Here is a 14,827-nt window from a genome sequence, read left to right as displayed (position 1 = left end):
TATACATTAAAATTCATTATTCATTTTGTCCATACTGCAAAGTAAAATCCATCGTTATGATTTTATCTTTAATTCGAGATATAAGCTGTGAAATTACGCATTATCTTCTATATCACTGAATTCATCTCGAATTCGAGATAATTCCAAAAAAAAATATTTACTCCATCTAAAATCTTTATTCGGAAATAAATTATCTTGAACTCAATATTTATTATAAGTTGCTTACTTTTAGTTGTCAACAAGCACTTATTTTCATTTTAAATCAAAAGAGAGTAAATGCTAGTTAGCATTTACTCTCTTCGCTAATTATTTCGTTTCCTCTTCCAACACTGCTTCCATCTCGTTAAATTCACGATGAATTGCTTTCACTGGTTCTTTCGTTAATAAACTTACAACTATAACAGCTAATAAACTACAGAAGAATCCAGGTACCATTTCATACATAGTCGCTTTTAAACTTGGAATTTGTACCCAAGTAATAACAACTACTGCACCTACAATCATACCAGCAAGAACGCCCCATTTGTTCGTTCTCTTCCAATATAAACTTAATAAAATGGCGGGTCCGAATGCTGAACCAAATCCTGCCCAAGCATAACCGACAAGTGTTAAAATTGTATCACTTGGATGATACGCTAAAACAACTGCGATCATAGCTACTACTAATACTGACAGTCTACCGATAAATACAAGTTCTTTATCACTTGCGTTACGACGGAAAAATGTTTTATAGAAATCTTCCGTTACAGCACTTGAAATAACGAGTAATTGCGAGGAAATACTACTCATAATCGAAGCCAAAATAGCTGACAATAAAAATCCAGTAATATACGGATGGAATAAAATGTTTGAGAATGTTACAAAGACCATTTCTGGGTCTTGTAATTTCTCATTATTTTTAGCGTAATAAGCAATACCAATTAGACCAGTAAGCATTGCACCTATAATTGAAATCGTCATCCAACCGATACCGATTCTACGAGAAGTTTTTAAATCTTTAACAGAGGTAATTGCCATAAAGCGAACAATAATATGCGGTTGACCAAAATACCCAAGACCCCATGCTAAAAATGAAATAATACCAAGAATTGTAGTACCTTTAAACATATCTAAATGCGATGCATCAACTTGCTTAATCGTATTGAATGTTTCTGTTACACCACCGACATCTGTAAAAGCTACAATTGGCACTAACACAAGAGCAATAAACATAATACAACCTTGCACAAAGTCGGTCCAACTTACTGCTAAAAAGCCACCGAATAATGTATAAGCAACAACGACACCGACAGTTACAAATAAACCAATTTTATAATCAAGATTGAAAGAATTCTCAAACAAACGTCCACCTGAAACTAAACCAGCTGACGCATAAAATGTGAAAAACACTAAAATGACGATAGCGGAGACAAAACGAAGTATTTTCGTACGATCTTTAAACCGATTTTCTAAAAAATCTGGAATCGTAATTGAATCATTTGCCATTTCTGTATACGTTCGCAAACGCGGGGCAAGAATTAAATAGTTTGCATAAGCACCTATTAATAAACCTATCGCAATCCATACACTTGATAATCCTGTTGCATACATCGCACCAGGTAATCCCATTAGCATCCAACCACTCATGTCAGAAGCACCAGCTGATAAAGCTGTAACTGCTGGACCGAGTCCCCTTCCGCCTAACATATAATCTGATAAATCGGATGTCTTCTTATAAGACCAATAGCCGATATACAACATACCTGCCATATAAATAGCAAGCGAAACCATAATCTCAATCTTCACCAAATCTCTCCCTTAGTTACATAAGCCATTCAAAATTTCGAAAAATGACTTTTTCTATTTTCTTGTTTTCGCTTATGGTTCCCTACCTTAACAAACATTTTTTGTTCTTTCAAGTGAACAAGCCCTTTTCACTACATGTGAAAACCTTTATAAACGCCTTTATCCCAGTGGATTACCCCGTTTTTAAAAGGAATTAAAGTAAAAATATTCAGAAAATAAAATAGCGTTTTTTCACACCTTATTTTCATTCGTTTATTAGTTGAATTTTAAAAGAAAAAAGCCATACGAATGTATGACTTTTAATGTATTAAACATAGCATATCTTCTATTTACTAGTAGGAAACAATTCTGAAAGAGGAACTATCCGCCCCACCTCATCTTTAAACACAATATGCTCTCTCGTTAAATGGCGCGGGCTCTTTACTCCCGCTGCTGCCGCAAGTGAGAACAAACTATATCTCATACTAACAACATAATTCATTACTCGCCATTTCTTCTCATACGGATCTAGCGCTTTTTGATAGTGCGGATTCGTCGTGGCAACTCCAGATGGACATTGTCCGGAATTACATTGAAGTGCCATTATACAGCCACTTGCCATCATAAATCCGCGTGCTGAATTTACAGCATCTGCACCAATGGCTAAAGCAATTGCCACTTTATCTGGTGTAATTAATTTCCCTGAGGCAAACACTTTGAATTTTTCCCGAACACCGTAATGATTCGCTGTATCAATACATGTCAGTAATGCTGGAATAAGCGGTATTCCCATACTATCTGCCATTGATTTATACGTAGCACCTGATCCACCTTCTGAACCATCAATTGTAATGAAATCTGGATAAATGTTTAACTCTTTCATCGTTTTGAATAAATCTTCCAACGGTTCCTGCTGTCCAATTACAATCTTCATCCCAACTGGTTTACCACCGTTTTCTTGCAAACGTTGAATAAAATAAAGTGTATCTACTGCATTCTTTAAAAATGGAAATCGATTCGGTGAATTAATCGTTTCTCCTTCTCGCACATTCCGAACAGAAGCAATTTTCTCATTTACTTTTTGTCCCTCTAGATGACCACCACGTATTTTCGCACCTTGCCCAAATTTCAATTCGAATGCTTTAATATTACTTTCTTTCGCTTTCTCCATAAATTTCTTCATTGAAAACTTACCATCCTCATCACGATATCCAAATAATCCTGGACCAATTTGCGCAACGATATTTGCACCGGTATGTAAATGTTCCGGTATTACACCACCTTCCCCCGTATTAATCCACGAACCGCCAGCCATCTTCGCGCCAAATCCACTTGCCAAAATATAATTTTCGCCAATCGCACCGTAAGAAGTTGCTGATGCGCCAAACATGCCATACAGTTTCCACGGATATTTGCGGTTTTCACCGACGATAATTGCATCGTCTTCTTCATATAACCAAAGATTCGTTGTATCCGCTGTCAATTTTTCTCTTCGTGAAAATAACCCTTCTTTATGAATCACATACTTTTTCCCTTCACGTTCTTGCGTTACATTCACACTTAATTCATCTGTTAATTTCGGAAATAATGTATTAGCGATATAATATCCAGATGCATCAAAATCTCGTTTTGATCCAAAACCGAGTATTTCTGAACGGTATTTTGCTAGAAACATTACACTTTGAAAATCATAACGTGAAAAGGGCTTTCCATCCGTATCATGATCAAACCAATATTGCCTAAATTCCGGTCCTATCTTTTCAAGTAAATAACGCATCCTTCCTAAGTATGGATGTAACTTTAATATAGAATGATGCGTCCGTTTTTTAATAAAAAATGTAATAATAAAAAAAATGATTAATAGTAACATCAATAAGAGCAATATACTAATAATAACGAGTAGCGTTTCACTCATCCCGCTTCCTCCTATGAAAATCCATAATAAAAGGAGAACACCTGATGTGTTCTCCTTTTATCTTTATTCAAATTAATGTAGCAAGATGCTCTTTCGCGTCATATTCAACCAAACTTTCAGCATTTTTAATTCGCTGAACAAAATCTGGATTAGCGATTAATGGTCTTCCGAACGCCGCTACATCAATTGTACCTTCTTGCAGTGCTTCTTCTGCCTCTTTCGGATTCAAATTACCTACTCCTACGATAGTACTATCCCAATACTTTCTTACTAATTGATGAAAATTCTTACCGTCAGCAATAACTTGCGTATAATTCATCGTTGAAGGGTGAATCATCGTTAATCCAACTTCTTTAAACATATTTACAAACGTTTCAATTGCAAGTTCAGGATGTTCCCACATATAAGTAGGATTATCACCTTTAAAGGCAGAGAAGCGAAGAAGCGTTTTATCAGCTCCAACTGCTTCAATTACAGCCTGAACAACTTCTTTCATAAACGTTAACCTTTGTTTTAAGTCACCGCCGTATTTATCAGTACGTTTATTCGCAAATTCATAAGTAAATTGGTCAATTAAATATCCGTGTGCACCGTGAATTTCTACACCATCAAATCCAGCTTCGATTGCGTTTTTTGCAGCCTGTGCATATTGATCGACAACTTCTTTTATTTCTTCTATTGTCATTGCTACTGGTGTATCAAACGGTTTACGAAAACGCGGAACATTACCCTCCGCAGCAATAGCAGACGGTGCTTGCGGCATTTGACCACCAATTATTTCGTGATGACTCATACGTCCAACATGCCATATTTGAGCAATAATCGTTCCGCCTTCTTTATGTACTGCCTCTATAACAGGTTTCCAAGAATCAATTTGCGCTTGTGTATAAATACCTGGTACTCCCGGATTCCCTTTTGCTCTCGGGCTAATGACAATTCCTTCTGTAATAATTAATCCAATCCCATCAGCAGCACGTTTTTGATAATACTCTACTACATCAGTACCAACTACCCCAGTCTCATTATTTGCAAAACATCTCGTCATCGGTGCCATCGCTATGCGATTACGAAGAGACCAAGATCCAATTTGAATCGGATGAAATAACTTCGTTTCTTCAATATTTTCAAAAGACCCCCAAGCGTTTATATTTGTTCCTTCATAAATACTTGCCGCTTTATTATTTGAACTTGTCATTTTTCTTCCCCCTAAAAAAATCTAACTATAATCGCATCATACTTACTTTTAGATAGTAACGTCAATTTATACGCTCTTACGTAGGAATATTCGTATAATAAAACTAACCGTTTTTAACTTTAAGGGTTCTGAAATTCAGGAATCTACTGTTTATTCTAATGTCCAGTAAGTGGATGAGGAAAATACTTATTAAGTGGATGTTTTCTTTTTTTCTAGTTTTATTACTATAGAATATATTGGTAATTAATTATTTAACTATTTACTAACCAAATAGAACCTGTTTCCAATGTACTATGTTCAAACTTACACTAACGAGGTTTCAATAATTCATTTGTTTTTTAATTATACCAACGAAATTTTAGGAACTAATAAAAGACTCCTAGATAGTTGAAAGTATTTTTTCTTATTTAATTTTTAGAAAGAAGGATAACAATGAAAACAAAAGCTTTCGTTTCTACACCTGAACAAGATTTTAATATGCAAGAAGTATACTTAGACGAGATTAAAGACGATGAAGTATTAGTAAAAATTATCGCTTCGGGTATATGTCATACAGATGCAACAGTTTTAGACGGTACAATGCCAACACCCAAACCAGTTGTTTTAGGACATGAAGGTTCTGGTATTGTAGAAAAAGTGGGAAGTAATGTAACATCGGTTAAACCTGGTGACCATGTTGTACTTGGATTTTCTTACTGTGGTCATTGTGAAAATTGCTTAGATGGTAATGCTGCTGCTTGCGAAAATATGATTGAATTAAACTTCTCTGGAAAAAACAAACGCCATGTAACACCTATACACGATCTTAACAATAATGACATTTCTCAATTCTTCGGCCAATCTTCATTCGCATACCATGCCGTGGTTGATGAGAATAATACTGTAAAAGTACCAAAAGATGTTGATATACGTTTGTTAGGACCACTTGGTTGTGGAATTATGACTGGTAGCGGTACGATCCTAAATTCATTACAGCCAAAACCAGGTAGTAGCCTAGTTGTATTTGGAACCGGTGCTGTTGGCCTCAGTGGCTTAATGGCAGCTAAAATTGCTGGATGTACTACAATCATTGCCATTGATATTCATGATAGTCGTTTAGAATTAGCGAAGGAATTAGGGGCTACACACACGATTAATAGCTTAAACGAAGATCCAGTTGCCAAAATTAAAGAAATTACAAACGGTGGAGCTAATTACTCATTTGAAACAACTGGCGTAAATACTGTTACACTGCAATCCATTCAATGCTTACGAGTAAAAAGTACAATGGCAACTGTTGCTGTTGGTAAAAAGGATTTAACTTTAAACGTAACAAATGAAATTGTCGTAAAAGCTATTACAATTAAAGGGGTAGTTGAAGGTGATGCAGTACCGCAACTATTCATTCCAAAATTAATTAATTTCTATCAAAAAGGACTATTCCCATTCGATAAGTTTGTACAATTCTATTCTTTTGAAGAAATTTCTCAAGCATTTGAAGATTCTAAAACAGGAAAAACGATTAAACCTATTATCGTAATGGAGTAACATTTGTTTACTTTTTCCCGATAACTAACAAAACAAAAATATCCTGAAATGGAATAAATAAAATTAAAAAGGTTTCCTAAGTAGGAAACCTTTTTTAGTTGACCATATAAGGCTAACAATTCGTTTATCTCTTTTAAATAAAGAAAATAAACAATTATTATCTCCTCACATATGGAAAATCTCTTAACAATAGAAGTGGGAGTGGTTCAGTATTCTTCTAAAAATAATAACTTATATACCTAAAACAATGAAAGCCCTACCTCTCTTTCATCCTTACGGCTCCTCGTCCGTGCCAGTGTGAATCAGGATTGCAAAAATCAAGTAACTATTTTATCGAGTTATTTAATTAAACTTCGAACATTCGTAAAAGAAATTTAAAAATAAAAATGGATTAAATTGTAGTAATAACAAAAGAGGTTAATGCTCTAAAAGTGGTTTGAAAGAGTTGAATGTCTTTGAAATGATTGATTTTCTATAATTATATTCCCAAAAAATTCAAGATCTTTTTTGGGATGTAATACATTATCTACAATGAATCTTAACAAAAGCTTTTTATTTGATTTTCTGTGATACCTTCAATTAATCCCAGCTCACTAATCAAAAATTCATGTGCGTTATCTAACATTTTCTTTTCGCTTGCATTAAGTGCTTTTTCTTTCTGCATACGTAATAAATCACGTACAACTTCAGCACCTTCTTGTATTTTACCCGTTTTTATTTTATCAGTGTTTAATTTATACCTTTGTTTCCACGTAAGTAATCTATCTGATTCCCCATGCTGAAAAATATCTATTATGTTTGTTAATGCCTTTATATCTGTAACTGGTCGTATATTTGAACTCAATATTTTCCCCATAGGAATCATTACTTCCATATTACTAGCCGACATTTTTATAACATAATACTGTCTTTTTTCTCCTGAGATTTCCTTTTCTTCTATGGCTTTAATTATACCTGCTCCGTGCATTGGATAAACGATGTTATCGCCAATTTGAAACAAATAATCCACCTCCATATATGGTAACCTTCTCAATCTTAACACACATTTATTTTTTTAGCAAAATTTTTATAATATCACAAAATTATTTTCTATGTCAATTTATTTACACATAAAAATTCAAGCTGTACAGAAACACTAAAAAACCCGCGATTTTGTTACATTTCTACACCCATTTCCTCCAATTTTATATACCTTATAAAACAAAAAAAAACACATCACTACATATAAGTAGCGATGTATTTTTATATAATGACAAAAACGGTTGCTTCAAAACTTCACACACGATCCTTCGCTTATATACTAACCTGTTTACTAATCGTTTCTCGCGCTAAAAGAAAACTCATAATCACTTGCGCAGCTACTCTACTCGTCATATCCCTAAAATCAAGAGTTGGATCAATTTCTACTACATCCATCCCTTGAACGAGTGGCTCTTTACCAAGGAATTCAATTGCATCAAGTAAAGTTGTACTATCCATCCCACCAGGGCCAATTGCTGGACAGCCTGGCGCAAACGCTTGGTCTAGTACGTCCATATCAAGAGAAATATAAATAGAAGTCACATCTTGTTTTCTTAATACTTCAATACTTTCTGAAATAAGACCTTTTATTTTTCGCTCTCTTACATCTTTCATTGTATACACTGTCACGCCATGCTCTTTTGCATATTCATGGTACGCTCGTGCATTTGAAAAATTACGAATCCCAATTTGAACGAGTTGTTTTCCTGTAATCACATCATTTTCTAGCAAACTACGGAACGGTGTACCATTTGATGGACCACCATCATCTAAATTACGTAAATCATGATGAGCATCAAATTGAATAATACCGACCTTCCCTTTACTATTTGCAAAACCAGTTATACTCGGAAAACTAATCGAGTGGTCACCACCAAGAACGATTGGTATCATTTTCGGATTTACTTTCGTCAAGTGACCAACTGTTTTCGCAATTCGGTTATGACTCTCTTTTATATCTGTCACATGCATCGTAATATCACCGCAATCATGAAGAACACTTTCTTTCATATCGTGTTCTTCTGTGATTGCGTACGTGCTATATGCATCTAACATCGCACGAATTGTTTTTGGCGCAAAACATGCTCCTGAATGACTAATAGATGGTTTAGAAAGGGGCGCTCCAATTAAGGCAGCACCGAATATTTCCACACCTTCCTCCCAATTTTCAATCATTTCGCTCCATTTCGTCACTTCCCGATCGATAAACTTTGCATTTTTCTTTAAATAGTGGCCGTGCTCCACGATTGTTCACCTCTTGTATATGCGATATTCCCATTCTTCCATACTGTATTTACATGACTTACGCCGTAATGGTACGGTACGTAAGCGTAATTATAAGCATCCCATAAAACTAAATCCGCCTTACGACCAACTCTAATTTTACCAGCTACATCGCCTCGATTAATGGCATAAGATGAGTTCACTGTTACCGCATTCCAAACTTCTTCTGGTGTCATTTTCAGTTTCAGCATCGCAATGCTCATAATAAGCTGAATGTTTTCAGTTGGACAGCTACCTGGGTTAAAGTCTGTAGCTAAAGCAACTGCAACACCTTCATCAATCATTTTGCGGCCGCGTGCGAAGCTTTCTTTATTTAAATAGAAAGTTGTTCCTGGTAATAAAGTTGCTACTGTATTAGAATTCGCAAGCATTTCAATTCCTTTATCAGAAGCGCCAACTAAATGGTCCGCTGATGCTGCACCAATTTCAGCCGCTGCTTCCGCACCACCAAGAGGGTCGATTTCATCTGCATGAATTTTCACATCAAAGCCAAGCTCTTTCGCTTTTAATAAAAATTCTTTTGATTCTTCTACAGAGAACACACCTGTTTCGCAGAAAATATCAACGAACTCAGCTAATTGCTTCTCTTTCATTTCCGGTAATAAATCTAGCATCCATTGTAAAAATTCTTTCGATCTTCCTTTATACTCTTTCGGAACTGCATGAGCACCTAAAAATGTTGAAACTAAATCAATTGAATGCTCTTTTTGTAATTGTGCAGTTGCCTCTAATTGTTTCCATTCTGTCTCATCATCCAATCCGTAACCACTCTTCGCTTCTACAGTTGTAACTCCGAAAGATAGCATACGGTCTAAATGGAATTTAGCTTTTTGAACAAGTTCTTCTTTCGACGCTTGTTTCGTTGCATTTACAGTTGAAAGAATACCTCCACCTTGTTCTAAAATTTCCAAGTACGGAACTCCTTGTAGTTTTAGCGCGATTTCATTTTCACGAGATCCACCAAATACAAGATGAGTATGCGGATCAACAAGACCAGGAGAAACCATTCTCCCGTCGCAATCAATAACCTCTTTCGCTTGTAATCCTTTAGCTTCTTCCGCTGTTCCAACGAAAGTAATTACACCATTTTCAATTCCAACCGCACCGTTTTTAATAACAGGAAGCGTATTCATCGCTTCCCGTCTTAACAAGCCATCTTCTTGATCCATTGTTAGTAATTGACCGATATTAATTAGTAAAGTGTCCAGCATGTTTCTTCCTCCTTATTTCATCATTGGGATGTTAACGCCTTTTTCTTTCGCAGTTTGAACCGCTAAGTCATAGCCAGCATCAACGTGACGAACAACACCCATACCAGGGTCAGAAGTTAATACGCGTTCAATACGTTTTGCCGCTGCTTCTGTTCCATCTGCAACGATAACCATTCCAGCGTGAAGTGAATACCCCATACCAACGCCACCACCGTGGTGAACAGATACCCAGCTTGCACCGTTTACACTGTTAATTAATGCATTTAAAATTGGCCAGTCTGCTACTGCATCACTACCGTCTTTCATAGATTCTGTTTCACGGTTTGGAGATGCTACTGATCCGCAATCTAAATGGTCACGGCCGATAACGATCGGTGCTGATAATTCCCCATTAGCCACCATTTCATTAATAATGCGGCCAAATTTTGCACGCTCGCCATAACCAAGCCAACAAATACGTGATGGAAGACCTTGGAACTCAACTTGCTGGCGTGCCATACGAATCCAATTACATAAATGCTCATTATCCGCGAACTCGCGTAAAATAACTTCGTCTGTTTTATAAATATCTTCTGGATCACCAGAAAGTGCTACCCAGCGGAATGGTCCTTTTCCTTCACAGAATAATGGACGGATAAATGCTGGAACGAATCCCGGGAAATCGAAAGCATTTTTTAATCCTTCATCGAAAGCAACTTGGCGAATGTTATTTCCGTAATCAAATGTAATCGCGCCTTTTTCTTGCATTGCAAGCATTGCTTCTACATGTTTTTTCATACTTTCTTTTGATAATTGTACGTAACGTTCTGGATCTTCTTCACGAAGCTTCGCTGCTTCTTCTACTGTGTAACCTACTGGAATATAACCGTTTAATGGATCATGGGCAGAAGTTTGATCCGTAACTAAGTCAGGGATAATATTACGGTTTACTAACTCAGGTAAAATTTCTGCTGCATTACCTAATAATCCAATTGAAATAGGCTCTTTCTTCTCTTTATATTCGTTTGCAATAGCCAATGCTTCTTCTAATGATTCTGTATACTTATCACAATATCTCTTTTCAATACGACGATCGATACTACGCTTATCTACATCAATAGCAATTACAACACCGCCGTTCATCGTTACAGCAAGCGGTTGTGCGCCACCCATGCCACCTAAACCAGCAGTAATCGTTACAGTACCTTTTAATGAACCATCGAAATGTTGACGTGCCGCTTCACCAAATGTTTCATATGTTCCTTGTAAAATCCCTTGTGTCCCAATGTAAATCCAGCTACCCGCTGTCATTTGTCCGTACATCATAAGACCTTTTTTCTCTAGTTCACGGAAGTGATCCCAGTTCGCCCACTTCGGTACTAAGTTTGAGTTCGCTAAAAGAACGCGAGGCGCATCTTCATGTGATTTAAAAATTGCTACCGGTTTTCCTGATTGAACAAGTAACGTTTCATCGTTTTCTAACGTTTTTAATGAATCAACAATTGCATGGTAGCTTTCCCAATTACGAGCTGCACGGCCAATTCCGCCATACACAACTAATTCTTCTGGTTTTTCAGCTACTTCAGGATCTAAATTGTTCATTAACATTCGAAGTGCAGCTTCTTGAACCCATCCTTTCGTTTGTAACTCAGTACCTCTTGCCGCACGAATTGTTTGTTGTACTTTTTCCATTTCAATCTCTCCCTTTTCTCGTTTTATAGTGCTGCATTTACATCCAATCTTTCCTTTATTGAATAATTCGTTTTTAACCAATGCGCGATATTTTCAATATCCGTTGAGAATATACGGTCATTTGTAATAGAAGGCACTTGCTGACGACCTTGATGATAGAACGTTTTTGTAACTGTACTCATGTTTTCAATTCCGCGATATTCTGCTGCTTGCATCGCACAGATCATCTCAATTGCAAGAACGCGTCTTGCATTTTGAATAATTTGATGCGCATGACGTGAAGCGATTGTTCCCATACTTACGTGATCTTCTTGGTTAGCTGAAGACGGAATTGAATCTACACTCGCTGGATGAGCTAACGTTTTATTTTCTGAAACGAGTGAAGCCGCTGCATATTGCATAATCATGGCACCTGATTGAAGTCCTGGTTCTGGACTTAAAAATGGTGGTAAGTCATTTAATTGCGGATTTACTAGGCGTTCAATACGGCGCTCTGAAATATTTGCAAGCTCCGCCATCCCTACTTTTAAGAAGTCCATTGCAAATGCAATTGGTTGTCCGTGGAAATTACCACCAGAGATTACTTTTTCACCGCCATCAAAAATAAGTGGATTATCTGTTGCTGCATTCATTTCAATTTCTAATTTTTCTTTCACATAATTTAAAACTTGCCAAGAAGCACCGTGAACTTGCGGGATACAACGAAGTGAATATGCATCTTGTACACGAAGTTCTCCTTGTTTTGTCACAAGTTTACTATCATGAAGAATATCACGAATTCTGCTTGCCACTTCGACTTGCTCTTTATAACCACGCGCTTTATGAACATTTTCATCGAATGCATCAATAATGCCGCGTAATCCTTCCATTGTCATCGATGCAATTAATTCTGATTGATAAGCACTTGCTTCAGCTTCTATATAAGAAAGAACCCCTTGCGCTGTCATTGCCTGCGTACCATTGATTAACGCAAGACCTTCTTTTGCTTCAAGTTCAATAGGTTCAAGTCCTTCTTCTGTAAGAGCAACCATCGCATGAACTCGTTTTCCTTTGTAGAACACTTCACCTTCACCTAACAAAACGAGAGCAAGATGAGATAAAGGTGCTAAATCACCGCTCGCTCCTAGTGATCCTTGTTGCGGAACGACTGGATGAATTTTACGATTTACAAACTCAAGAAGCATGTTTACAACAAGCGGTCTAACACCCGATACTCCTTTTAACATCGTATTAGCTCGTAGAATCAACATACCGCGTGATACTTCTTCAGGGAATGGATCGCCTATTCCGCACGCATGTGACTGAATTAAGTTGTGTTGAAGTGCTTTTACATCATCTTTTTGAATAAGTACATCACTAAACTTTCCAAATCCAGTTGTAATACCGTAAACGACTTTTCCGTCCTCTACAATTTTCTCGACAACTTCGCGGCACTCTGCCACTTTTTGCATACTAGTTGGGCAAGCTGTTACACCTTCACCTTCAAGTAACAACCTCTTCATTTCTTCAACTGTCAATGTGTGTCCTGTTAACGTAATCATTCTTTTTCCTCCTTATAAAGGCAAAAGGGGACCTTATCTTTTTAAGACAGACTTCTGTCCTAAAAAATAAGGCCCCCTTCTAACTAATAGACTATGGGCAAATCATATGTGATTAATTCCTAAACCAATCGCCTCATGCTCAGATCCTTTTACAGGTGCACCAATCGTTCCATAAAGTGCAACAGCAACCCATTCGCCTTCTTTTTTTCCGTCGTATGGTGTACCGCGCACAATCGCAAAGCGAAGTCCTACTGTACGAAGAACGTCTGCTAACTGAATTTGACCTCTCGTCACTCCGTACAAAGCTTCCATAATTGCATGATAAAGTGCATGTGTTTCTCTGTAAACATCTGTTTCAATAACTCGGTTGCTCTTAGCCGCTGTTTCCATTGCTGCTACTACTTTTTGCGAATTCATAGAACCAACTTTCCCAGTACAATATTTCCAACCTTTCGGAATAGATAATACGGGACTTTCATTCTCATCCGCAAGTGCCAACAGCATGGCCATACGACCAATTCGATGTGTTCCTTGAAGAAGCATGTGACTCTCTCATTTCTTTTGAATTATTTGAATATTACTTAATTTAAGAATATATGAAAACGGTTAAATCGTCAATAGTTTAAAATATTATTCAAGCAATTTTTTATCCCTCTCATACTTGTACTTGTGTACACAATTTATTTACAGATTTTTTTCAGACGTGCTATAGTCTCACTAACAGATGCAAAGGGGCGAAATTTCAGTGGCGAAGCGAAAAGATATTCATTTTCGAATTGAAGAAAAATTACTTACAAGGTTTGAAGACGCACTCCATTACGAAGGTTTAAATAAAACAGATGCATTAACACATGCGATTCAGCAATTTTGCATAAAGGTGGAATGTGAAAAAATGAATGATGTAAAACGCCAATACAACGTAAGTAACCATTTACAAACACGTATCGATACGCATAAACATTACGAAGAAAAACAAGTGAATGTAGATGAAGTCGTCATTGAACATTTACAACTCCAAGGTGAAGAAAAAATATTAGAGGTCGGGTGTGCTAACGGAAAATTTCTTTCCCTTTTGCAAACTAATGGTCATAAAGGACATCTAACTGGTTTTGATCAATCCGAAACTATGCTTTCTGAAGCTGCTATAACGAATAATATGATTGAATGGAAACTCGGTGACGCTAGTAAACTTCCTTTCGAAGCTAATTGTTATGACCTGCTAATCGCAAGGCATATGTTATACCACATGAAAGATGTCGAAAAAACTATTCAAGGATTCCATAAGATAATTCGTCCTGGCGGCGCCCTTTTAGCTACAACAAATTCTAAAGTTTCATTACCTCGTATAGATGAAATGTGTAACAAAATGTTAGTCACATTTGATTTACCAAAAACATCACCGTCAGTAGCTCCATTTTGTTTAGAAAATGGTAAAGATCTATTACACTCTGTTTTTTCAACTGTTGAAGAAACAATTATTCATAATGCACTTGTTTTTCATCATGCCACTCCAATCGTTAACTATATTTCTAGCATGTTCCCGTCGCTGAATATACCTGATAATATGTCCCTTCACACCGAAATGAAGGAATGGCTAAAAGAAGAAATAGAAAATGATTTATCATTTCATAACGGTATATGGCGCGATCCGAAAACGTTAGTGATTTATCGATGTAAAAAAGAAAAGAGCTAGCATTCG

General features: G+C 36.6%; 11 protein-coding genes. 2 read left to right on the top strand and 9 right to left on the bottom strand.

Translation table 11 applies throughout. The features are described 5' to 3' along the window. Positions 1–306 precede the first annotated feature (306 nt). The 3 genes from putP to B5P42_RS20630 form a co-directional block, all read right to left on the bottom strand. Positions 307–1,785 (bottom strand): sodium/proline symporter PutP, encoded by a 1,479-nt coding sequence (putP, locus tag B5P42_RS20640; RefSeq protein WP_002142737.1) that lies wholly within the window; start codon positions 1,783–1,785, stop codon positions 307–309. 325 nt (positions 1,786–2,110) lie between these two features. Next, complete coding sequence (locus B5P42_RS20635) at positions 2,111–3,679, bottom strand: FMN-binding glutamate synthase family protein (protein WP_107886496.1); 1,569 nt, start codon at positions 3,677–3,679, stop codon at positions 2,111–2,113. A gap of 67 nt (positions 3,680–3,746) precedes the next feature. Beyond that, entirely contained in the window at positions 3,747–4,874 is a 1,128-nt protein-coding gene (locus tag B5P42_RS20630; protein WP_113735074.1) for an alkene reductase, read from the bottom strand. Between the two features lie 432 nt (positions 4,875–5,306). Here B5P42_RS20630 and B5P42_RS20625 point away from each other — a divergent pair, with 432 nt between their 5' ends. Further along, on the top strand, positions 5,307–6,401 hold the full coding sequence (locus tag B5P42_RS20625; RefSeq protein ID WP_113735073.1) for an NAD(P)-dependent alcohol dehydrogenase: 1,095 nt from the start codon (positions 5,307–5,309) through the stop codon (positions 6,399–6,401). 538 nt (positions 6,402–6,939) lie between these two features. Here the strand turns inward: B5P42_RS20625 and B5P42_RS20620 are convergent. The 6 genes from B5P42_RS20620 to hutP all read right to left on the bottom strand — a co-directional run bounded on the left by B5P42_RS20620 (position 6,940) and on the right by hutP (position 13,671). Then, positions 6,940–7,401, bottom strand: coding sequence for a CarD family transcriptional regulator (locus B5P42_RS20620; RefSeq protein WP_170935206.1), 462 nt, complete (start codon positions 7,399–7,401; stop codon positions 6,940–6,942). 293 nt (positions 7,402–7,694) lie between these two features. Beyond that, positions 7,695–8,666: a formimidoylglutamase gene (hutG, locus tag B5P42_RS20615; protein ID WP_113735072.1), complete on the bottom strand. Its 972-nt coding sequence runs from the start codon at positions 8,664–8,666 to the stop codon at positions 7,695–7,697. Next, a complete protein-coding gene (gene hutI / locus B5P42_RS20610) occupies positions 8,645–9,916 on the bottom strand; it encodes an imidazolonepropionase (RefSeq protein ID WP_113735071.1) in 1,272 nt (423 codons plus the stop codon). Before hutI ends, hutG begins: the two co-directional genes overlap by 22 nt. Positions 9,917–9,928: 12 nt before the next feature. Further along, on the bottom strand, positions 9,929–11,587 hold the full coding sequence (gene hutU, locus B5P42_RS20605; RefSeq protein ID WP_002033512.1) for a urocanate hydratase: 1,659 nt from the start codon (positions 11,585–11,587) through the stop codon (positions 9,929–9,931). Between the two features lie 23 nt (positions 11,588–11,610). Then, a complete protein-coding gene (gene hutH / locus B5P42_RS20600; protein ID WP_002033511.1) occupies positions 11,611–13,128 on the bottom strand; it encodes a histidine ammonia-lyase in 1,518 nt (505 codons plus the stop codon). A 102-nt stretch (positions 13,129–13,230) separates the two neighbouring features. Continuing rightward, positions 13,231–13,671 (bottom strand): histidine utilization transcription antiterminator HutP, encoded by a 441-nt coding sequence (gene hutP, locus B5P42_RS20595; protein WP_000926519.1) that lies wholly within the window; start codon positions 13,669–13,671, stop codon positions 13,231–13,233. 181 nt (positions 13,672–13,852) lie between these two features. Between hutP and B5P42_RS20590 the strand changes: the two genes are divergently transcribed. Next, positions 13,853–14,821: a class I SAM-dependent methyltransferase gene (locus B5P42_RS20590; protein ID WP_181458817.1), complete on the top strand. Its 969-nt coding sequence runs from the start codon at positions 13,853–13,855 to the stop codon at positions 14,819–14,821. Positions 14,822–14,827 lie beyond the last annotated feature (6 nt).

This window comes from Bacillus sp. SRB_331, assembly GCF_003264175.1.
Classification (GTDB): Bacteria; Bacillota; Bacilli; order Bacillales; family Bacillaceae_G; genus Bacillus_A; species Bacillus_A mycoides.
This window is presented reverse-complemented; position numbering and strand designations above follow the sequence as displayed.

Bases quoted from the DNA above. Each gene is read 5' to 3' on its own strand.
- B5P42_RS20635 (WP_107886496.1), bottom strand. From the start codon at position 3,679: ATGAGTGAAACGCTACTCGTTATTATTAGTATATTGCTCTTATTGATG.
- B5P42_RS20630 (WP_113735074.1), bottom strand. From the start codon at position 4,874: ATGACAAGTTCAAATAATAAAGCGGCAAGTATTTATGAAGGAACAAAT.
- B5P42_RS20625 (WP_113735073.1), top strand. From the start codon at position 5,307: ATGAAAACAAAAGCTTTCGTTTCTACACCTGAACAAGATTTTAATATG.
- hutI (WP_113735071.1), bottom strand. From the start codon at position 9,916: ATGCTGGACACTTTACTAATTAATATCGGTCAATTACTAACAATGGAT.
- hutU (WP_002033512.1), bottom strand. From the start codon at position 11,587: ATGGAAAAAGTACAACAAACAATTCGTGCGGCAAGAGGTACTGAGTTA.
- hutH (WP_002033511.1), bottom strand. From the start codon at position 13,128: ATGATTACGTTAACAGGACACACATTGACAGTTGAAGAAATGAAGAGG.
- hutP (WP_000926519.1), bottom strand. From the start codon at position 13,671: ATGCTTCTTCAAGGAACACATCGAATTGGTCGTATGGCCATGCTGTTG.
- B5P42_RS20590 (WP_181458817.1), top strand. From the start codon at position 13,853: ATGCAAAGGGGCGAAATTTCAGTGGCGAAGCGAAAAGATATTCATTTT.